19 protein-coding genes are annotated in these 21,287 nt (G+C 60.0%); 6 read left to right on the top strand and 13 right to left on the bottom strand.

The genetic code is table 11. The features are described from left to right. Positions 1–6 precede the first annotated feature (6 nt). Both J4E42_RS08850 and algB read right to left on the bottom strand, forming a co-directional pair. Positions 7–1,797: an ATP-binding protein gene (locus J4E42_RS08850; protein WP_207285015.1), complete on the bottom strand. Its 1,791-nt coding sequence runs from the start codon at positions 1,795–1,797 to the stop codon at positions 7–9. Positions 1,798–1,807: 10 nt separating this feature from the next. Then, positions 1,808–3,154 (bottom strand): sigma-54 dependent transcriptional regulator, encoded by a 1,347-nt coding sequence (algB, locus tag J4E42_RS08845; protein WP_207285014.1) that lies wholly within the window; start codon positions 3,152–3,154, stop codon positions 1,808–1,810. 437 nt (positions 3,155–3,591) lie between these two features. On the opposite strand from algB, the gene J4E42_RS08840 reads away from it, so the two are divergent. The 4 genes from J4E42_RS08840 to J4E42_RS08825 all read left to right on the top strand — a co-directional run bounded on the left by J4E42_RS08840 (position 3,592) and on the right by J4E42_RS08825 (position 7,734). Beyond that, positions 3,592–3,879: a hypothetical protein gene (locus J4E42_RS08840; protein WP_008044713.1), complete on the top strand. Its 288-nt coding sequence runs from the start codon at positions 3,592–3,594 to the stop codon at positions 3,877–3,879. 81 nt (positions 3,880–3,960) lie between these two features. Next, on the top strand, positions 3,961–4,125 hold the full coding sequence (locus tag J4E42_RS08835; protein ID WP_003177151.1) for a DUF1328 domain-containing protein: 165 nt from the start codon (positions 3,961–3,963) through the stop codon (positions 4,123–4,125). Between the two features lie 833 nt (positions 4,126–4,958). Then, a complete protein-coding gene (gltP, locus tag J4E42_RS08830) occupies positions 4,959–6,290 on the top strand; it encodes a glutamate/aspartate:proton symporter GltP (RefSeq protein ID WP_008044718.1) in 1,332 nt (443 codons plus the stop codon). A gap of 214 nt (positions 6,291–6,504) precedes the next feature. Next, positions 6,505–7,734 (top strand): nucleoside recognition domain-containing protein, encoded by a 1,230-nt coding sequence (locus J4E42_RS08825; protein ID WP_008027633.1) that lies wholly within the window; start codon positions 6,505–6,507, stop codon positions 7,732–7,734. Positions 7,735–7,849: 115 nt separating this feature from the next. On the opposite strand, the gene J4E42_RS08820 is transcribed toward J4E42_RS08825, so the two are convergent. The 9 genes from J4E42_RS08820 to J4E42_RS08780 all read right to left on the bottom strand — a co-directional run bounded on the left by J4E42_RS08820 (position 7,850) and on the right by J4E42_RS08780 (position 18,315). Further along, positions 7,850–8,476 (bottom strand): ABC-type transport auxiliary lipoprotein family protein, encoded by a 627-nt coding sequence (locus J4E42_RS08820; RefSeq protein WP_207285013.1) that lies wholly within the window; start codon positions 8,474–8,476, stop codon positions 7,850–7,852. Further along, a complete protein-coding gene (locus J4E42_RS08815; protein ID WP_207285012.1) occupies positions 8,473–9,411 on the bottom strand; it encodes an MlaD family protein in 939 nt (312 codons plus the stop codon). Before J4E42_RS08815 ends, J4E42_RS08820 begins: the two co-directional genes overlap by 4 nt. A 1-nt stretch (position 9,412) precedes the next feature. Further along, complete coding sequence (locus J4E42_RS08810; protein ID WP_192417834.1) at positions 9,413–10,216, bottom strand: ABC transporter ATP-binding protein; 804 nt, start codon at positions 10,214–10,216, stop codon at positions 9,413–9,415. Continuing rightward, on the bottom strand, positions 10,213–11,361 hold the full coding sequence (locus J4E42_RS08805) for an ABC transporter permease (protein WP_032828683.1): 1,149 nt from the start codon (positions 11,359–11,361) through the stop codon (positions 10,213–10,215). The genes J4E42_RS08810 and J4E42_RS08805 overlap by 4 nt, the downstream gene beginning before the upstream one ends. Before the next feature lie 54 nt (positions 11,362–11,415). Further along, the gene (locus tag J4E42_RS08800; protein ID WP_192228126.1) at positions 11,416–12,444 is read right to left on the bottom strand and encodes a DUF5924 family protein; all 1,029 of its coding nucleotides are present in this window, start codon (positions 12,442–12,444) and stop codon (positions 11,416–11,418) included. A gap of 208 nt (positions 12,445–12,652) precedes the next feature. Continuing rightward, the gene (locus J4E42_RS08795) at positions 12,653–14,029 is read right to left on the bottom strand and encodes a pitrilysin family protein (protein WP_207285011.1); all 1,377 of its coding nucleotides are present in this window, start codon (positions 14,027–14,029) and stop codon (positions 12,653–12,655) included. A gap of 184 nt (positions 14,030–14,213) precedes the next feature. Beyond that, positions 14,214–15,872, bottom strand: a complete 1,659-nt coding sequence (locus J4E42_RS08790; protein ID WP_008044735.1) for a Na/Pi cotransporter family protein — start codon at positions 15,870–15,872, stop codon at positions 14,214–14,216. A 282-nt stretch (positions 15,873–16,154) separates the two neighbouring features. Further along, positions 16,155–16,922 (bottom strand): TerC family protein, encoded by a 768-nt coding sequence (locus J4E42_RS08785; RefSeq protein ID WP_192228129.1) that lies wholly within the window; start codon positions 16,920–16,922, stop codon positions 16,155–16,157. A gap of 85 nt (positions 16,923–17,007) precedes the next feature. Further along, positions 17,008–18,315: a CitMHS family transporter gene (locus tag J4E42_RS08780; RefSeq protein ID WP_008027613.1), complete on the bottom strand. Its 1,308-nt coding sequence runs from the start codon at positions 18,313–18,315 to the stop codon at positions 17,008–17,010. 434 nt (positions 18,316–18,749) lie between these two features. Between J4E42_RS08780 and J4E42_RS08775 the strand changes: the two genes are divergently transcribed. Beyond that, positions 18,750–19,151, top strand: a complete 402-nt coding sequence (locus J4E42_RS08775) for a GFA family protein (protein WP_207285010.1) — start codon at positions 18,750–18,752, stop codon at positions 19,149–19,151. On the opposite strand, the gene J4E42_RS08770 is transcribed toward J4E42_RS08775, so the two are convergent. Next, entirely contained in the window at positions 19,152–19,478 is a 327-nt protein-coding gene (locus J4E42_RS08770) for a DOPA 4,5-dioxygenase family protein (protein WP_008044035.1), read from the bottom strand. It lies immediately after the preceding gene. An 81-nt stretch (positions 19,479–19,559) separates the two neighbouring features. Here J4E42_RS08770 and J4E42_RS08765 point away from each other — a divergent pair, with 81 nt between their 5' ends. Further along, entirely contained in the window at positions 19,560–20,222 is a 663-nt protein-coding gene (locus tag J4E42_RS08765) for an NAD(P)-dependent oxidoreductase (protein WP_207285009.1), read from the top strand. A gap of 37 nt (positions 20,223–20,259) precedes the next feature. Here the strand turns inward: J4E42_RS08765 and J4E42_RS08760 are convergent, their stop codons facing one another. Beyond that, positions 20,260–21,210 (bottom strand): choline sulfate utilization transcriptional regulator, encoded by a 951-nt coding sequence (locus J4E42_RS08760; RefSeq protein WP_207285008.1) that lies wholly within the window; start codon positions 21,208–21,210, stop codon positions 20,260–20,262. Between the last annotated feature and the right edge of the window lie 77 nt (positions 21,211–21,287).

Below are 21,287 nucleotides of genomic sequence, written 5' to 3'. Positions count from 1 at the left end.
CGCGCGTTAAACCGCCAACGCCATGTAGAACTGCGTGCCCTGCCCCGGCCGCGAATAAACCCCCATCCGCCCACCGTGCAACTGCACGATTTCCTTGCACAACGCCAGGCCGAGCCCCGCGCCACCCTTTTTGCGCCCGACCTGCACAAAAGGCTCGAAGATCCGCCCCTGCTGGCCGTAGGCGATGCCCTCGCCATTGTCCTCGACGCTGATGATCACCCGCTCCCCATGACGCCGCGCCTGCAAGCGTATCTGGCCGTCAGGGCCGGTATGGCGCAAGGCGTTGTCGATCAGGTTGTCGAGCACACGGTCCAGTTGCGGTTGATCGGCCTGCAACCACGGTAACGGACCTTGCACCTCAACCAGCAGGTTGATGCCCTTCTCTTGCGCTGTATCAGCGAACCGCGACCGGGCCCGCTCGAGCAGCTCCTCGATGGAACACGGCGCCAGCGAGAGTTTCTGCAGACCGTTCTGGTAGCGGGAGAAGTTCAGCAAATCGTTGATCAGTTGCATCAAACGCTGCATCTCTTCATTGACGGTGTCCAGCAGGTCCGCTTCTCGCGAGTCCTGCGCAAAGTGCGTGCGCTCCCGAAACAGGCCGAATGCCATGTGCATCCCGGTGACCGGCGTTCGCAGCTCATGAGACGCACGCAACACGAACTCGCTGCGCACTCGCTCGAAAGCACGCTGCTCGGTGACGTCATGCAACACCATTACCGCGCCCAGAATCTGGGCCTGGGTATGACTGACCGGCGTCAGGCTGTACGTGAGCAACCGCGACTCGCCATCGACCTCGATACTCAGGTCCTCCGGCGCCCGCTCCAACGTGCCGCCACGCAGCACCAGTTGCAGCTGTTGATCCAGCTCGGGGCGTTCGAGCGCGGCACCCAGCCCCTGACCAAGACGATCGGTGTCCCAACCCAACTGGCGCTGCGCCACCGGGTTGAGGTGTTCCAGATGGCCGTCGCGGTCGATCATCAGCAGCCCGTCATCAATGCTGTCGAGCACCGCCTGCAAACGCTGCTGGCCGGCGAGCAGTTCGTCGATATTAGTGGCCTGATGCTGACGCAGAGCCTCGGCCATGATCCCGAAACGCTTGGTCAGCAGATTCATTTCCACTGCCGAGGAAATCGGCAGGGTTACCTCGAAATTGCCTTGGCCAATATTGTCGGCGGCCTGGGCCAACGCCTCGATCGGTTCACCGAAACGACGCGCGATCGCATGAGCAGTGATGAAACCGATGATCAGCACCGCCAACCCGACCAGACCGAGCAGGCCGGCAATCAGCAGCGCTCGTTCCCGCGCCTGACGTTGCGTTTCATTGATGGTATCCAGCGCTCGCTTTTGCTCGGTAATCAGCCCGTTGCGCAACACGTTGAGTTTTTCGGCGAGGTCTTCGTTGCCACTCAGTACATGGGACGGATCGTGTGCCTGGTCCAGCGCCTGAAGAAACCGCAGGTAATCGTCCTTGGCCTGCCTGAAACCGTGTTGGCCGCCCTCTTGATTCTGCTCATGGGCGATGCCTTCATCCACCAACTGAAGATAATGCAGCCTGGACGTTTCAAACGCCGCTGGATCCGATTTTTCGCCCAGCATGAGGATCAGTTGATCGCCCAGGGTCTGGCGCATCTTCAGGCCCAGGTCCAGGGTGACGAAATTGTTGCGAATCAGCGCTTCCTGGGTTCCCGCCATCTGCATCACGCTGACCAGACCGAGCAAAAGCCCCAGCAGCGCCACGGTGATCAAGGCGGAAATACTCAGAAAAAGCCGAGTACGCAACTTCATCGCCAGTTTCATCGCGCAGGGCTCACAAGTTGTACTGCTTGCGTTTGCGGTAGAGCGTCGAAGCGTCGATGCCGAGCGTCTTGGCGGCCTGATCCAGGGTGTCGGCGGTGGCGAGGACCGCGCCGATGTGGGCCTTCTCCAGTTCATCCAGGCTCAGCGCAGCGCCGATGCGTGGCGCATTGTTGACCGGGGTTTCGGCCATGCCCAAGTGGCTGATTTCAACCCGTTCCTGTGGACAAATAATGCTCGCCCGCTCGACCACGTTGCGCAACTCGCGGATGTTCCCGGGCCAGCGATAGCTGAGCAGCGCTTCACGGGCTTCTTCACTGAAAACCCGCGCGGGACGTGCGTATTCCTTGACGAACCGGGCCAGAAAACGCTCAGCCAGGTTCAGAATATCTTCCCGCCGTTCGCGCAGCGGTGGCAGGTGCAAGGTGATGACGTTCAGGCGATAGAGCAAATCTTCACGGAAGCGACCGTCGCGGACCATGTCTTCAAGATTGAGGTTGGTGGCCGCGAGGATGCGCACATCGGCGCGGCGGGTGACCGGGTCGCCGACGCGCTCATATTCCTTGTCCTGGATGAATCGCAGCAACTTTGGCTGCAATGCCAGGGGAAAATCGCCGATCTCGTCGAGAAACAGCGTTCCGCCGTCAGCCTGGTTCACTCGCCCGAGCGTGCTTTCACTGGCGCCGGTGAACGCGCCACGGCTGTGACCGAACAACTCGCTTTCCATCAGTTCGGCGGTCAGCGATGGGCAGTTGATGGTGACGCAGGATTTTTTCGCGCGCTTGCTCCAGCCATGAATGGCCTGGGACAGCTCCCCCTTACCGGTACCGGACTCGCCGAGGATCAGGATGTTGGCATCCGTGCTGGCCACCTGGCGGGCGGTTTCAAGCACCACTTTCATCGCCGGGCTGTGGGAATCCAGACCGTCCTTGGGCTTGCGCACTTCACCTTCCAGCGCCTCCAGACGGGCCGACAGTTGCCGCACTTCCAGTTGCTTGGCGGTGGCAAGGCGCAATTGATCGGGGCTGCACGGCTTGACCAGATAATCAGCGGCGCCGGCCTGAATGGCATCCACCGCGGTGTCCACAGCCGAATGTGCGGTGACAATCACCACGCGCATCCACGGCGCCTGAATGCGCATCTGCGCCAACACGTCGAGGCCATTGTCCTCGCCGAGGCGCAAATCGAGGAAGCACAGGTCGAACACCTGGCGTTGCAGCAGCGCATCGGCCTGCGCCGCGCTGGTGGCAGTGGCGACGCTGTAGCCTTCATCTTCGAGGCAGTATCGGAACGTTCGCAGGATGGCGGATTCGTCGTCCACCAGCAGAATGCGGCCTTGATGCTCAGTGGCTGACTCCATTTTCCTACGCTCCTTAAAGAATGATCTTGGTTTAGTCCCGGAATAATCGGGCAAGTTGCATGGTTGATTCTGGTCGATTCCGGCTACCGCAGGGTAGCTCGCTCCTCACCCTACGGTTAATCACCTGATTTTGTTGTTTTTTTATCAGATAGCCGGTTTTCAGTTGATTCCCCATCTTTCCTTGTGACATCCGCGCCCTCCCCGCAATTCAAAAAAAATGAAAGTTCCTACAAATCCATCGTGCATTACGCACGACTGTGGAAGAGCCATCGTGCAGGATGCGTCCGGCATGATTTTCATGAGAATCATAACTAGCTGATTTTATTGATATTTATCGCCGTTAAAAGCTGGCATGCAGGCTGCAACAACCTGATTAACCAGGGCATTCAGAAACGAGGCCCATAACAAGATCACTACAGAGTGGGAGGAGCTTCAGGATGAATCGCCAACGTGCCGCCCAATTGCGTATCTCGCCACTGCATATCCAGCAAGGCCTGTTTGCTGTTCTGGCGCTTTTGATCACCTTGATCGGCGGCCAGCAGTTTCAGCGTTGGGAGCAGAGCCAGCAGCAAGAAGCGCCACGCGTGTCGATTCAGCATCCGACCCAAACCCACTTCAGCGCCGTCAGCAGCAGCTTCGCTGACAGCGCCCCGACGCGAATGATGGATGTCGACCAGGCTCAGCCTGCGGACGAGCTGACACGTCAGGAGCGTTGGGTGTTCTAGACACACGAACTTGGCGCGCTCGCGGCGCCGGGAAACGCACCACAAGTAGCCTCTCTAAATAGAAGCGTAAGGAGAATCACCATGTTGAGCTGGGCAATCACATTCTTGATCATTGCCATCATCGCTGCAGTACTGGGCTTCGGTGGTATCGCGGGCACCGCCACGGGTATCGCCAAGATTCTCTTTGTCGTGTTCCTGGTGATGTTCATTGCTTCGTTCTTCTTTGGCCGTCGCGGTCGAGGTTGAAGATGAGCGTTTCACCCAAAACGTTGGCAGCCGCCCTGCTCCCGGGCGGCAGTGCCATCGCGATGGCGGCCAGGAACGGCGAAGAAAACAACTGAAGAAAGATCCGGGCTGGTACCGAATTTGTCACACGAAAGAAGCAACATTGCTTCTCTCCAATGCGCTACCTGAGGAAGGTAGACGCATGACCAAGGGGTCGGGACGTTCTGCCTGTTTCAGGGGCGGAGTGACCTACGGGTACAGGGAGTACCTGCGAAAGGGCCGGGTCAGGAAAAAGCTGCGACGCAAGTTCGTCGTCCCTCCGTGGCTCGACGGGCTTGCGAAGAGCTTGCGCGCAACGCTTTGAAATAGAGCGATCCATCCGGTTTCGCTGTTCCAACCTCTCATTCGCACGACTATTCACCGGAAAATACTTTTCCCGGTGTTTCTTTCGTGACCGTACATCGAGAAAAAACCGCCTTATTTTGCAGCGATTTCTCACCTCTGATTGTCGGATTTTTCTGAAATCCCCCTCCCGCACCACTGATCAAAAAACACCCAGCCTGCCCGGAGATGGCCGGTTCACGGCACATATGCCTGCCGAAATGTCATATTCGAACCGTTTGCGACGTCGCTTTCAGTGAAAAAACCTCATGCCGATTCGGCATAGGGTAGGCGTTTACGGCATTAGACGTCGCATCCTTGCATCGGAATAGTTGCGCCTTTTTTCGCCTGCCAGAGAGCCATAAATACTCGCTCCGGGGCACCTTATACGGGGGCAGATGCACAAGACTTTTTCGCCAAAAGCGTTCCAGTTCCCGCATCTGCCTGAGTCAAACGCAAGTAAGGGTAAAGATATGAAGAAGGCAAAGCTTAGCCTCGCCTGGCAGATCCTAATCGGTCTGGTATTGGGGATTGCAATCGGTGCGCTGCTCAACCATTTCAGTGCCGAAAAGGCTTGGTGGATCAGCAACGTTCTGCAACCAGCAGGCGATATCTTTATCCGTCTGATCAAGATGATCGTGATCCCGATCGTGATCTCGTCGTTGATCGTCGGTATTGCGGGCGTCGGTGACGCGAAGAAACTCGGCAGCATCGGCCTCAAGACGATCATCTACTTCGAAGTCGTCACCACCATCGCCATCGTCGTTGGCCTGCTGCTCGCCAACCTGTTCCACCCGGGTGCCGGCATCGACATGAGCACCCTGGGTACCGTGGATATTTCCAAGTACCAGGCGACCGCCGCCGAGGTACAGCATGAACACGCGTTCATCGAAACCATCCTCAACCTGATCCCATCCAACATCTTCGCGGCCATGGCCCGCGGCGAAATGCTGCCGATCATCTTCTTCTCGGTGCTGTTCGGTCTCGGTTTGTCGAGCCTCAAGCCCGAGTTGCGCGACCCGCTGGTAACGATGTTCCAGGGCGTGTCGGAAAGCATGTTCAAGGTCACCCACATGATCATGAACTACGCCCCGATCGGCGTATTCGCACTGATCGCGGTGACCGTAGCCAACTTCGGCTTCGCGTCCCTGCTGCCGCTGGCCAAACTGGTGATCCTGGTTTACGTCGCCATCGCCTTCTTCGCCTTCGTGGTGCTGGGCCTGATCGCTCGCCTGTTCGGCTTCTCGGTGATCAAGCTGATGCGCATCTTCAAGGATGAGCTGGTACTGGCCTACTCCACCGCCTCCTCCGAAACCGTGCTGCCGCGTGTGATCGAGAAGATGGAAGCCTACGGCGCGCCGAAGGCCATCTGCAGCTTCGTGGTGCCAACCGGTTACTCGTTCAACCTCGACGGTTCGACCTTGTATCAAAGCATCGCGGCAATCTTCATTGCCCAGCTCTACGGCATCGACCTGTCGATCAGCCAGCAATTGCTGCTGGTCCTGACCCTGATGGTCACCTCCAAAGGCATCGCCGGCGTTCCGGGCGTGTCCTTCGTGGTGCTGCTGGCAACCTTGGGCAGCGTGGGTATCCCGCTGGAAGGCCTGGCGTTCATCGCCGGTGTCGACCGCATCATGGACATGGCGCGTACCGCGCTGAACGTGATCGGCAACGCCCTGGCCGTGTTGGTCATCGCCCGTTGGGAAGGCATGTACGACGACGCCAAGGGCCAGCGCTACTGGAACTCCCTGCCGCACTGGCGCAGCAAGGAAAAGCTGCCGGTCGGCGAAGTGTCCAACAACTGACCCTGTAGGAGCCGGCTTGCCGGCGATGAACGATAACGTGGTGTGACTGACACACCGCGGCGTCTCGATCGCCGGCAAGCCGGCTCCTACAGGACGCGGTTGCACGTACATTATGTGTACGACGCAATTGCACAAACGAACCCCGGAGAAATCCGGGGTTTGTCGTTTCTGGCTACCCCGCTATCATTCGCCGCATTCTTCGGGGGATTTACTGATGCTCAATGGCCTTTGGCTTGGCTTCTTCATTGTGGCGGCCGTGTCGGCGCTGGCGCAGTGGCTGATCGGCGGGAATGCCGGGATCTTCGCGGCGATGGTGGAAAGCATTTTCGCCATGGCCAAGTTGTCGGTCGAGGTCATGGTCCTGCTGTTCGGCACCCTCACCCTCTGGCTGGGTTTTCTGCGGATCGCCGAAAAAGCCGGGATCGTCGAGTGGCTGGCCAGAGCGCTGGGCCCGTTATTCCTGCGCCTGATGCCAGAAGTGCCGGCCGGTCACCCCGCCATCGGCCTGATCACCCTGAACTTCGCCGCCAACGGCTTGGGCCTGGACAACGCCGCTACGCCGATCGGCCTTAAAGCCATGAAGGCGCTGCAAGAGCTCAACCCCAGCGACACCATTGCCAGCAACGCGCAGATCCTGTTCCTGGTGCTCAACGCCTCCTCCCTGACCCTGTTGCCGGTGACGATCTTCATGTATCGCGCGCAGCAAGGCGCGCCGGATCCGACGCTGGTGTTCCTGCCGATCCTGCTGGCCACCAGTTGCTCGACCATCGTCGGCTTCCTGGCTGTCGCGTTCATGCAACGCCTGCGCGTGTGGGACCCGGTGGTGCTGGCCTATATGATTCCCGGTGCCCTGATCCTTGGTAGTTTCATGGCGTTGCTGGCAACGCTCTCGGCCACCGCGCTAGCCAGTTTGTCGTCGATCCTCGGCAATCTGACGCTCTTCGGGATAATCATGCTGTTCCTGGTGATCGGCGCGCTGCGCAAAGTGAAGGTCTACGAGGCCTTCGTCGAAGGTGCGAAAGAAGGCTTCGACGTGGCGAAGAATCTGCTGCCGTATCTGGTGGCGATGCTCTGTGCCGTCGGTGTACTACGGGCGTCCGGTGCGCTGGATTTCGGCCTCGACGGTATTCGGCACCTGGTGGAATGGGCCGGTTGGGATACGCGTTTCGTCGACGCGCTGCCGACGGCGATGGTCAAGCCGTTCTCCGGTAGCGCCGCACGGGCGATGCTGATCGAAACCATGAAGACGTCCGGGGTAGACAGCTTCCCTGCCTTGGTAGCGGCGACGATTCAGGGCAGTACGGAAACGACGTTCTATGTGCTGGCCGTGTACTTCGGCGCGGTGGGGATTCAGCGGGCACGGCATGCAGTGGGGTGTGCGTTGCTGGCGGAGCTGGCCGGGGTGCTCGGCGCCATTGGCGTCTGCTACTGGTTCTTCGGGTGAGTTTGGGATTTTTCGCTGGCAAGCCAGCTCCTACAGGATTGTGGCGTTCACGCACCATGCGTACAACACCGAACCTGTAGGAGCTGGCTTGCCGGCGATAAGGTCCGCAGGACCTTCAGGGCCTAACTGGCGGCGCGACTTTCTGTCCTTGCTCAACCGCCCAATCCACCACCTGCGCCGTCAGCTGATCACTCGCCAGACCAAACCCGGCCACCACCGCCGGCACCTTCACATCGCTCAGCGGCTGACGCACTTCGAAGCGGCGGCTGGCGAGAATGCGCTGGTCGTAACCACGCACCAGCAACGCATCCAGCCGCACAACGACACTCGCCGCGGTGCCTTGGTATTCAGTCTGGAACGCTTGCAAACTCCCGCCCAACTCCAGATCCGCCTGGAAATTGCTGTCATCGGTGCTCAACAACGGCACCCGGCCATCACGCTGGAAACCATCGAGCAGACGATTGCGCAGCAGCACCGGCGCCGGATCGCTCCAGCGTGAAGCCTTGTAGCTGCTGATCAGGTCGCCTTGCGGTATCACGGCGATTTGCGGACTGTTCAACGCCTCGCTGGCCTGCGGTTTGGTGAGGCGCAGTGACCAGCGTTGCGCCGAGCCATAACTGCCCGAAACGCTGCCCTGGACCGAAGGCAACCGATAGACGTCGGACGGTTCGGACTTGGGCAGGATCGAGCAGGCGCCGGTCAGCGCAAAAACGCCGAGGAGGGCGATGTGAGTCAGCTTCATGGCGTGAACTCCTTGTTCTTGTCATTGCCCAGCAAGTAACCGCTCGGGTTGGCTTCCAGGCGCTGGGAGATGGCGCGCAACGAGGTCAGGGTGTCGCGCAACTCACGTACAGCCGGGGCCAGGCCATTGAGGCCTTGCATGCCGCTGTTGAGCGAATCCTGGTTGTTGGTGAGCAACGTGTTGATGGTCGCGCTGCTTTGTTCCAGCGACTTCATGGCTTGCTCGGCGCTGCCGAACATCTGCTTGCCCTGATCGTTGAGCAGGCCGTTGGCGTTGCGCATCAGGGCGGCGGTCTGTTCCAGTGTCGCCGTCGCTTGTTTACCGATGGCAGAGAGTTGCTGCATCGCCTGACGGATGTCACCGCGCTGATCGGCGATGGTGCCGGTGGTTTGTTCCAGGTGTTCGAGGGTCTTGCTGATGCGCTCGACGTTCTCCGACGAAAACATCTGATTGGCGTTGTGCATCAACACGTTCACGCCAGCCATCAAGTCGTTGCTGTCGTTGAGCAAACGGGCGATGGGCGAGGGCGAGGCCACAATCGTCGGCAAGTTGCCGTCGTGACCCTTGAGCGTCGGGCTCTGCGGCGTGCCGCCACTGAGCTGGATGATCGAGGTGCCGGTGATCCCGGTCAGCGCCAGTTTGGCCTGGGTGTCTTCCTTGATCGGCGTATCGCCGCCGAGGCGAATCCGCGCCAGCACGCGACGCGGGTCTTTCGGGTCCAGGCGCAAGGTCACCACATCGCCGACCTTGATCCCGCTGTACTGCACGGCGCTGCCCTTGGACAAGCCGCTGACCGCCTCGTTGAAGACGATCTCGTAATCCTTGAACTCGGTGTCGACGCTGGACTTGGCCAGCCAAAGGCCGAAGAGCAGGGCGCTTGCCACCACAATCACAGTGAACAGGCCGATCAATATGTGATGGGCTCGGGTTTCCATGTCAGACCTCGTTAAGCTGTTGAGCGGCTGTCAGCGCCGCGCGGCCGCGAGGGCCATGGAAGTATTCGTGAATCCACGCGTCGTCGGTTTCCGACACCTTGTCGATGGCGTCCGCCACCAGCACTTTCTTCTGCGCCAGTACCGCCACGCGGTCGGTGATGGTGTAGAGCGTGTCGAGGTCGTGGGTCACCAGAAACACGCTCAACCCCAACGCGTCGCGCAGGGTCAGGATCAATTGATCGAAGGCTGCCGCGCCAATCGGATCGAGGCCGGCGGTGGGCTCGTCGAGGAACAGGATGTCCGGGTCCAGCGCCAGGGCCCGGGCCAGCGCCGCGCGCTTGATCATGCCGCCGGACAGCGAAGCGGGGTACTTGTCCGCCGCCGACAGCGGCAACCCGGCCAACGCCAGTTTCACCGCCGCCAGGTGTTCGGCATCGTTGCGGCTCAGCCCGGCGTGTTCGATCAGGGGCAGGGCGACGTTCTCGGTCACGGTCAGCGAAGAGAACAGCGCGCCTTTCTGAAACAGCACACCGAAGCGCCGTTCGACCATCGAGCGCTCGTGCTCGGACAGGGTCGGCAGGTTTTTACCAAACACTTTCACCACACCTTCGCTGGGCTGGCGCAGGCCGACAATGCTGCGCAACAGCACCGACTTGCCACTGCCGGAACCGCCGACCACCGCGAGGATTTCGCCCTTGTACAAATCCAGGTCGAGGTTCTCGTGCACGCTCTGGCGACCGAAGCGATTGCACAGCCCACGGACCTCAATCACCGCCTCGGAGGGCGCTCGGGGTAGACGACTCACCAGCCCATCTCCATGAAAAACAGCGCGGCCACGGCGTCGAGCACGATCACCACGAAAATCGACTGCACCACGCTCGACGTGGTGTGCGCCCCGACCGACTCGGCGCTGCCGCTGACCTTGAAGCCTTCAAGGCAACCAATGGCGGCGATCAGGAAGGCAAAGATCGGCGCTTTGACGATGCCGACCAGAAAGTGTTGAACGCCGATGTCGGTTTGCAGCAGCGACAAGAACATCGCCGGCGAGATATCCAGCGCCACGGCGCAGACCACGCCACCGCCGACAATCCCCGAGAGCATCGCCACAAAGGTCAGCATCGGCAGCGCCACCAGCAGCGCCAGCACGCGTGGCACCACCAGCAACTCCATCGGGTCGAGACCCAAGGTGCGGATGGCGTCGATTTCTTCGTTGGCCTTCATCGAGCCGATCTGCGCGGTAAACGCACTGGCGGTGCGCCCGGCCATCAGGATCGCGGTGAGCAACACGCCGAATTCACGGAGGAAGGAGAACGCCACCAGGTCCACGGTGAAGATGCTCGCACCGAAACTCGCCAACACCGTTGCGCCGAGAAACGCCACCACGGCGCCCACCAGAAAGGTCAGCAGGGCGACGATGGGCGCGGCGTCGAGGCCGGTCTGTTCGATGTGCGCGACCATAGGCGTGATGCGCCAGCGCTTCGGACGGAACAGCCCACGGGCGATGGTTTCCAGTATCAGACCGACGAAGCCCAGCAGTTGCAGGGTGTCTTGCCAGACGGCATCCACTGCGCGACCGATACGGGTCAGCAACTGAATGCCGACGCTGATTTCCGCTTCCTTGATCGGTACGCAGAAGTCGGTCATCGAGCAATAAACGGTCTGCAACAACGCACGATCGGCGACAGACAAGGTGCAATCCGGATGTTCCGCGGATTTTCCGAGACGGTCCGAACCGAGCAATTCCACCAGCAGCGATGCCCCGGCAGTGTCGAGCGCGCCGAGGCCATTGAGGTCGATGTGGGTTTTGTCGTCGTATTGGCCGCGAAGCTTTTCGCTCAGGTCCTTGAGTTCGGCGTAATGGGCAAGCGTCCAGTCACCCGTCACCCGCAACTGAGCGGGGGAGTGAGCGGCGTCCAGTTGGGCATTGCCGGCCATTGTGCTGCTGGTCATAAGCTCCGTGCTTGTTCGGCTGTTACGCAGAGCTACGTAATAGCACGAACCGCATTACTTTTCTTTGGTCGGTGTGCTGTCCGTGATCGTGAAGCGCAACACCCCGATCAATTGGCCGTCTTCGGTCAGCACCCGAACCTGCCACTTGCCCGCCGGGTTACCGGGGAAGTTCTGCTTGTGGGTCCAGGCGCGATAGCCTTCCTTGCGCCCGCCGTGGATGTCCAGGGCGATGCGGTCGACCTCTTTGCCGTTGAACTGCCACACATGGTAAATGCGCTCGTCGAGACCGCGCGGGGCATTGATCGCGGTGTAGGCGTACAGGCCATCGCCACGAATCTGCTCGGCGCTGACTTCTTCCAGACTCTTGCCCGGCGTGCGGTCCTGCATTTGCGTACTGATCGCCACATCGGTCATCCACAGCGTGGCTGGCGGCACCCACGAGCGCAGCACCCAACCCACGCCGCCGATGCCGACGGTGATGCTCAGGATTGCCAGCGCGTTGCGCACAGTGCGAATAGGGAAGATCGACGCCAGGCTCGGGAACGACAGCACGACGGCGGTGCCCAGCGCCAGTTTGAAACTCTGGGAGGTGGTCAGGTGCAGGATGACGGGCAGGGCGGTCAGCAGCGCGGCAAACAGCGTCAGCGTATGCAACGCCAGGAACGCCCAGCGCCGGGGCGCCAGCCACTTGTAGTAGAGCGGATCAGTGATGGAAATCAGCGCGGCGATGCCCAGCAGCCCGGTGAAGAACAACTGGCCGCTGTTCCAGGTGGTGGTGATGAAAAAGAATGGCAGGACAAAAAACAGGCTTTCCTGGTGGATCATCTGCGTGGCGTAGCGCAGCAACGGCTGGGGAATTTCCCGTTTGAAGATTCGGGTGAAGAGCTTGGTGAGGCTGTTTTCCAGCATCAGCCAGATCCAGCTCAACACCATGATGATGGTGATCCACGTCGCCAGGCCTTGCTGACGATCCACCAGCATGAAGCTGCCGACCCCGGAAATGAAACCGCCGAGCGCAATGACCCCGGGATAGCGCTTCATCAGTTCGAGGATGCGCTGTACGAACAAGGTCAGGGTAGGCATTCGGCGGTTCACAGTAGTCGTAGGAAAAAACCCCGACAGGGTACCGCCCGGGGGGGCGGTGTGGCGAGGGTGAAGTAGCGTTCGCTGGCCTACGCAAAACTGTAGGAGCCGGCTTGCTGGCGATGGACTCAAAGGCACCGCGTTTATTCAGAAAATACGCGTTATCGTTGACGACCATCGCCAGCAAGCCGGCTCCTACAGGGGTTGGCTATTGCTTACGATGGATGCGCCACGCCAACAGCCCGAGCACCATCAAAGCGAACACCCCGGCAATTGCCCACAGCACCTGGTCATAACTCATCAACGGCTTCTCGATACGCAGATAACCCGGTTGCAGGAGCAATTCACGCATGGCCTTGTTGGCTTTTTCCAGCGTAACCCCCTGGAGCTCCTTGGCCGGGTCGGCGAAGCGGCCGTCTTCGTAGTCGCTCAACGCGCTCCAGTAGTAATCGGCCAACGCGCTGTTGCCTTGCACGGCCCAGGCCTGGCGCGCGATGGCGGCCTGCTTGAGGCGGTTGAAGGTGGCGGCGTCCAGGCCGTCCTTGAGTAACCCGGCCTTCAACTCATCCAGCACCTGTTCCGCCGCCGTCACATCGTCGCGCTCAAGGTCGGCGTTGAGGCTCATGAAACCCACGCCGCCAAACACTTCGCGCTCAGCGGAAGGGCCGTAGGACAGACCATGGGCGAGGCGCATCTGACGATAGAGCGCCCAGTCCAGATAATCCTTGAGCAGGTCGAAGGTTTCGTCGTGCTGATCCGCCAGCACGGGCTCCGGCACCAGCCAGTGCAACTTGGCACCCGCGCCGACGATACCGTGGCTCAGCGTGCGTTCATGGGCCGCGCTGGCGTTGATCTCCGGCAGCGGCGGGTGATCGGTAGGGTCAACCGCATCAAGCTCGCCCCAGGCCCGCTCCAGATAACCCGGCAGCAAGCGGTCGAGGTCGCCGACCACGATCAGGGTCATGTTATTGGGCGCGTACCAGGCCTTGCGTACCGTCTCCAGTTGCTCGCGGGTCAGGTAATCGACCTCAGCCCGCTCCGGGCACTTAAGGCCCAGTTCCACGGCCAGTTGATTGCTCGCGGTGTGGCCCAGGTCCTGACGATCCAGCCACCGTTGCAGGTGCGAGTAATGGCCACCGTCTTCGCGCTCGACCACTTGCTTGGCGGCGTTGATGGCGTTGTCGTCGATTCGGGTCTGGGTCAACAGCGCCAACAGCAGGTCGAGGACCTTGCGCTGGTTTTTCGCCGGGGCCTCGATGACGAACGTGGTGTCGGCGTTGCTGGTGTAGGCGTTCCACTCGCCGCCCAGCGCCTGCATGCGCTCTTCCAGACCACCTTCGCCGGTGGCGTCAATGCCACTGAACAGCAAGTGTTCGAGCAGGTGCGGAAGCTCCTTGTCGGCGCAGTTGAAATCATCGATGCCGACGCCGACCACCAGGCGAATCGCCACATGCCCGCGCTCGGTGCCGGGCTTGAGCAGCAATTGCAGGCCGTTGGGCAGCGTATAGCCCTCGACCTGGAAGCGGTCCAGGGCAAACGAGGGGAATGAACCGAGCAACAGGCAGGCGAACAACAAACAACGCATAGCGAGTTTCCATACGGCTGGTTTGGAGGTCCGTGTTGTTCTTCAGGCCGCCATCGCCGGCAAGCCGGTCTCGCTCCCACAGTGGATCGTCGGTCTCACTTAAATCAACTGTGGGAGCGAGCCTGCTCGCGATGGCGGCGTGAAGGCTGAATACATGTTACTGACTGACCACACTGCCAGACGTTCAAGGCGAATGTGTGATGTCAGCCAAATCATCTACAGCGAGCGCACCGGTGTCAGACGTTTCCAGCACCACATAAGCACTGCTGCAAAACAGAGAATTCAGACGCTTCATGTCGGCGATCAGCTCCAGGTGCAGCGAGCTGGTCTCGATACTCTGCACAATCTTACGTTGCAACCGGCTGACGTGAGCATGGGCCAGGCGGCGTTCCTGTGCACGAAAGCGACGCTTCTCCCGCAGCAACTGGCGGGCACTTTCCTTGTCGGCGCTGAGGAACACCGACAACCCCAGGCGCAAATTGGAAATCAACTGGCTGTGCAGCCCCGCCAATTCGTCCAGGCCGACCTCGGAAAAAGACCGGCGCTGCGAGGTTTTCTGTTGCTGCACCTTGCGCAACATGCGCTCGATCAGGTCGCTGGCGAGTTTGAGGTTGATCGCCAGTTCAATGATTTCCGCCCAACGCCGACTGTCCTGCTCGCTGAGGTCTTCACGGGGCATTTGCGCCAGATAGAGCTTGATCGAGTTGTAGAGCGCATCCACATCATCGGTCAGGCGACGCATTTCCTGGGTGACGGCAGTTTGCTTGCCGCGCAGCACGTCGAGCATGGCTTCGAGCATGCTGTCGATCAGATCGCCGATGCGCAGGGTTTCCCGGACGGCGTTGGCCAGCGCCAGGCTGGGGGTGACCAGCGCCGTCGGATCAAGGTGCCGTGGTTTGGCCGTGCCGTTGATTTCCGGGCGTTCCGGCAAGAGCCATGCGCACAGCCTGGCCATTATCCCGACCGTTGGCAGCAAGATCAGGCAGCGAGCCGTGTTGTAGAGCAGGTGGAAGCCGATGACCATTTCCTGGGGGCTGAAGTCGAGGCTGTCGATCCAGTGCACCAACGGGTCGAGCACAGGAATGATCAGCAACAGGCCAATCAGCTTGTACAGCAGGCTCCCGAGCGCCACCTGACGGCCCGCGGCGTTCTGCATGCTGGTGCTCATGAACGCCAGAATACCGCTGCCAATATTGGCGCCGATCACCAGGCCGATGGCCACCGGCAAGCTGATCACGCTGGCCCCGGCCAGGGTCGCGGTCAGCAGGACGGCGGCCAGGCTGGAGTAGGAAACCATCGCGAACAGGGCGCCGACCAAGGCATCGAGCAGGATGTCGCCGGTCAGCGAGGCGAAGATGACCTTGACCCCTTGCGCCTGGGTGATCGGTGCCGCCGCTTCGACGATCAGTTGCAGGGCCAGAATAATCAGGCCCAGACCGATGGCCACCCGGCCCATCTGGCCGAGCCGCGTCTGTTTGCGCGACAGGAAGAAAATCACCCCGAGGAAAATCAGCAGCGGCGACAGCCATGACAAATCAAACGTCAGTACCCGCGCCATCAACGCCGTACCGACATCGGCGCCGAGCATGGTCGCCAGCGCTGGCATCAGCGCCATCAGGCCCTGGCCAACAAAGGAGGTGACGAGCATGGCGGTGGCGTTGCTGCTCTGGACCATGGCGGTCACGACTATGCCGGCGATGAACGCCAGCCAGCGCTTGGACATGTTCTGGCCGATCACATGACGCAGGTTGGAACCGTAGACCCGCAGGATGCCGGTTCGGACGATGTGCGTGCCCCAGATCAACAAGGCCACGGCAGATAACAAATTGAGCAGGGTGAGCATAAGGGCCCCCTGTGGTGGTAGCGCCCCAAAGGAGCAAGTTGACGGTGCCGCGCGACTTTCTACGTTGTGTACTTAAGCTGTAGTTGGCTAACGGTCTGCGCGCCAGCATCGCATAGCTAAAGAGGCGATTGAAACAAAAGTGTCATGAAATCAGGGCCTGGCGACCGCACAAAAAAATGTGGGAGCGAGCCTGCTCGCGATGAGGCCGTCACATTCAACATTGATGTTGACTGACTGGCCGCTATCGCGAGCAGGCTCGCTCCCACAGGTTTTACATTCGGCTTATTGCCCAGGAATATCCTTGCGCAGTTTCACCGGATCCTGCTGTTTCTTCTTCTTCGCAATCGCGGTGCGCATCTTGATGTTGATCGCTTCCACCGCCAGCGAGAACGCCATGGCGAAGTAGACGTAGCCTTTTGGCACGTGCACGTCGAAGGATTCGGCAATCAGCACGGTACCGACGATCAACAGGAACGCCAACGCCAGCATCTTCAGCGACGGGTGCTTGTCGATGAACGAGCTGATGGTGCCGGAAGCCAGCATCATCACCAGCACAGCCACAACGATTGCAGCGACCATGACCGGTACGTGGGAGACCATACCGACGGCGGTGATCACCGAGTCCAGCGAGAACACGATGTCGATGATCGCGATCTGGATGATGGTGTAGAGGAAGTTACCGCCTTTGCCACCCGGCTCCTCGTTGGTTTCGTCTTCACCTTCCAGCGCGTGGTACATCTCCTGCGAGCTCTTCCACAGCAGGAACAGACCACCGAAGAACAGGATCAGGTCTCGCCCGGAAATGCCCTGGCCGAACACTTCGAACAAGTCTGCGGTGAGGCGCATGACCCAGGTAATCGACAGCAGCAACAGAATCCGCGTGACCATGGCCAGCGCCAGGCCGAAGATTCGGGTGCGCGCCTGCATGTGCTTGGGCATGCGGCTGACCAGGATCGAAATCATGATGATGTTATCGATACCCAGGACGATTTCCAGGGCGGTCAGGGTAAAGAAGGCAACCCAGATTTCAGGGTTGGTCAGCCATTCCATGTGTATTCCTTTGAGCGAGTGTTAAACCACAAAGGGTCCAGGCTTCAAACAACGAAGCCTGGACCCCCAGTGGTGAGTCTTGGGCTTATAGAGTGCTGAACAGCGGAAAAATCCCCATCAGCAATGCTGCAACCAGTATGCACATGCACACCAGCACTGCCCATTTCAGGGTAAAGCGCTGATGGTCACCGAAGTCGATACCGGCCAGGGCCACCAACAAATAGGTCGATGGTACCAGCGGGCTCAGCAAGTGGACGGGCTGACCGACGATCGAGGCACGTGCCATTTCAACCGCGGTTATACCGTAATGACTGGCCGCTTCGGCAAGTACTGGTAACACGCCGTAATAAAATGCGTCGTTCGACATGAAGAACGTGAACGGCATGCTCACCAGCGCGGTGATCACGGCCAGGTACGGGCCGAGGAAATCCGGGATGACCGCCAACAGGCTCTTCGACATCGCATCGACCATACCGGTGCCCGACAGGATACCGGTGAAGATGCCTGCCGCGAAGATCAAACCGACCACCGCCAGCACGCTGCCGGCGTGGGCCGCAACACGATCCTTCTGCTGTTGCAGGCAAGGGTAGTTGACGATCATGGCAATACTGAACGCCACCATGAACAGCACCGGCAACGGCAGCAGGCCTGCGATCAGGGTGCACATCAGTGCGAATGTCAGGGCACCGTTGAACCAGATCAGCTTTGGACGACGGGCGTCCGGGAACTGCGAAACGCTGATTTCGCTGTGGTCGATTTCATCGCCCACCAGGTGCAGCTCACCCAGACGCGCACGTTCACGTTTGCCGTAGAAGTAAGCGATGGCCAGGATGGCCAGGACACCGGCACCCATCGCCGGAATCATCGGTACGAAGATCGCCGACGGGTCCACATGCAACGCACTGGCTGCACGGGCAGTCGGACCGCCCCATGGCGTCATGTTCATCACGCCACCGGCGAGGATGATCAGGCCAGCCATGATCCGCGGGCTCATGCCGATGCGGCTGTAGAGCGGCAGCATGGCGGCCACGCAGATCATATAAGTGGTCGCGCCGTCACCATCGAGGGAGACGACGAGCGCCAGTACGGCGGTGCCGACCGAAACTTTCAACGGGTCGCCCTTGACCAGTTTGAGGATCTTGCGCACGGCCGGGTCGAACAGGCCGGAGTCGATCATCAGGGCGAAGTAGAGGATGGCGAACATCAGCATCACGCCGGTCGGCGCAAGCTTGGTGATGCCTTCGAGCATCATCGGGCCGATCTTCGGCGCAAAACCGCCGAACAGGGCGAAGACGATTGGAATGATGATCAGGGCGATCAGCGCAGACAGGCGCTTGGTCATGATCAGGAACATGAACGTGATGACCATGGCGAAGCCAAGGAAAGTCAGCATGGGAATACTCCAGGCGTAGCGCGGCTAGGGAATGGGCGAACCGGGTGGGTCAGCGCAGAACGGGAAGCACGAGGCGTACGGGCGGAGTTGCGGCGAAGCGGCGGGTATCAAAGGACATCAGGGTCACCATTGTTGTTGTTAAATGGGCTGTGCGAGCGATAAAACACTGGCATTGGCCGACCGGTCTGTTGCCGGTAGTGGGGGCGATCCTAATCGGGGAAGCTTTCACCCAGCTTTCGCCGATGAAAGCATTGACCGGATGTGCGACCGGTCGTCGGACGGGGGCTAGGCTTTAAACCGCGTCGACACGATCGCGAGCAGGCTCGCTCCCACATTGATCTCGGTCGCCCCCCATTCTGTATTCACTGAAGATCTAATGTGGGAGCGAGCCTGCTCGCGATAGCGTCGGTGCATACGCATCAGGAGGAAACAGCATGGCAAACATTCACACAGGCGGCTGCCACTGCGGACAACTGCGCTATCAATTCAGCGGCCCGCTGCACGACATCGCCCACTGCCACTGCTCAATCTGCCGACGAGTCAGCGGCGGGATCGTGACCACCTGGATCACCGTGCCCGCATCGACCTTTGAATGGCTGAAAGGCACACCGGCGCAGTACGCCTCGTCATCCAGTTGCGTACGATATTTCTGCCCGAACTGTGGGGCGCAACTCGCGCTGGTGACACACCTCAGTCCCGAGAGCATCGACCTGACCATCGCCACCCTCGATCATCCCGAGCAGGCTCCGGCCGAGCGGCACATCTGGACCGACAGCCGTCTGCCCTGGCTGCACCTGGACGAACACCTGCCGGGCGAAGCCGAAGAAACACTCTGATCAAAAAATAGACAGGTCCAGCGGCCGGATCGCCCCCATCCAGATGGCATGTTCGGTGTGGTCGAGCAGATCGTCGCCGGTGTCCGGGTGCAGGAACACCACCAAACCCTTGCGGTTGAGCGCCAGCCACGGCAACACGTCGCCGATGAGTTCCGGCCCGAATGCCAGTTGGCAACTCCAGTCCGGGTGCGGGCCGACCGGACGTTCGTGCACCCGACCCATTTTCAGCGGGAATAACTGCGCCGCCCGCTCACACAAGGCTCGCGCCTGGTCGATGGTGCTGGCGTCGAAATACACGTGGGCGTGGTAACCCTTGATCTGTTGCATCTGAAACCCTCTGAATCCCTGTCGAACCCTAACCGTCTCCCACAGGTCAAATGCTATACACCCAGGAAACGGAGCTCAGCCATGAAAAATGCCGAAACCCCGGTGGTAAAAGTGGTGCTTTATGGTGCCATGAGTAGCCTGGGCAGTGCGCTGATGGCTGAGATGCTGCGGCGGCAACACGAAGTGATCGCCATCCTCGATGACATGACGGCACTCGCGCCACGTCCGGGTTTACGCACCAAGACGGGCGACCTGTTTGAGGCCGAGCGCGTCAAACAAAGCGTTGCGGGCTGTTCGGCCGTCATCTGTCTATTAGACGCACCAGGCTTGCCGTTCAACAGCGAACACGTTGAAAAAACCATTGTTCCGGGCCCGGTCGAACAGGTGCTCGCCGTCGATGCGCTGATAGCCGGCATGCAGGCTGCCGGCATTGCCCGACTGTTTCTGGTGGGGGATTTCGAGGTGTTGGACGATCCGGAGATCGAGGATCAACTGCAACGCCACGCCGCCGAAGAAATCCGCGAATCCCTGCAAAGCAGTAAGTTGCACTGGACGCTGGTGAATGCGCCACGTGGCGTCCCGGGGCTGACGATCGAGCATTTCAGCCACGCCAGCAGCAGCCTGGAACCGGGGCTGGCCGAACCACTGGATCGCTTGAAATGTGTCGCGATAGGGATCGCCGATGAAATGCACTTCAATCTTCACGTGGGCGAACACGTGAATTTCGTGGCGACTTCAGAGTAGTGAACGCTCGGGTCGCGCCCGGACGACCTTTTTGCTTTCACACCGCAATCGAAGGCAAAGGCAGGCCATTCAGCGATTGCGCACTGCTGGCCTGCTCGGCCATCAACCAATCCACAAACTGTTGAATCAACAACCCACGCCGTTTGCGTTGGGGCAGGACCACGTAATAGCCCTGCCGGGACATCACCGTTTCAGAAATTGGCCGACACAACAAACCTTGCGCCAGCAAGTTATCCACAAGGTGCCGCCAGCCAATCGCCACGCCCTGGCCGCCAATCGCCGCTTGAATCAACAGCGTGTAATTGTCGAATCGCAACTGCCCGGGCGCCGGCGCCGAAGTAATCCCCAATTCGCGGAACACGCCACTCCAGTCGAACCAGTTGCTGCTGTTTTCGCCACGCAGGTGCAGCAGCGGAAATTCCAGCAGCCCCTGGGGTGGCAAGGGCAGGGGACGGTCCTTCAATAGCAGCGGACTGCACACCGGGAACACTTCTTCGCTGAACAGCCAATGGCTTTCACCCTGTTTAAAACGCCCGTCACCAAACAGCACGGCAACATCGATATCGGTGCGCAGCATGTTGAGACTGCGTTCGCTGGTGACCAGGCTAACGTCCACGTGAGGATTGGCCGCGTGAAAGCGGTGCAATCGGGGCATCAGCCAGTAAGCGGCAAAGGCAAAATCGGTGGCGACCTGCAACACTTCATGCTGTTGCTGTGCACTGATCGCACTTAATCCTGCGTCGATATTCTGCAAACCGAGCTGAACCTGCTCGAAAAGAATCGCCCCGGCCTCGGTCAATTCGATCCCGCGATAAATGCGATCGAACAGCCGTGTGGCGAGTTGATCTTCCAGCCGCTTGATCTGCTGACTGATGGCCGGTTGCGTGGTGCCGAGCTCTACCGCAGCGGCGGTGAAGCTGTGATGGCGGGCAGCCGCTTCGAAGGCGCGGAGCAGATCCAGAGACAAATCACCGAGGGCGTCATACATAAGCTGTGCTTATCCTAGTCATTGCCTGGCATGGGCTTTACCACAAATCACATGGACTCCATGCTCGATTGCAGCAC

The organism is Pseudomonas sp. FW300-N2A2 (genome assembly GCF_017351735.1).
In the GTDB taxonomy this organism is placed as follows: domain Bacteria; phylum Pseudomonadota; class Gammaproteobacteria; order Pseudomonadales; family Pseudomonadaceae; genus Aquipseudomonas; species Aquipseudomonas migulae.
The sequence above is the reverse complement of the archived record's forward strand: the minus strand, read 5'-3'. Positions and strand labels throughout refer to the sequence as shown.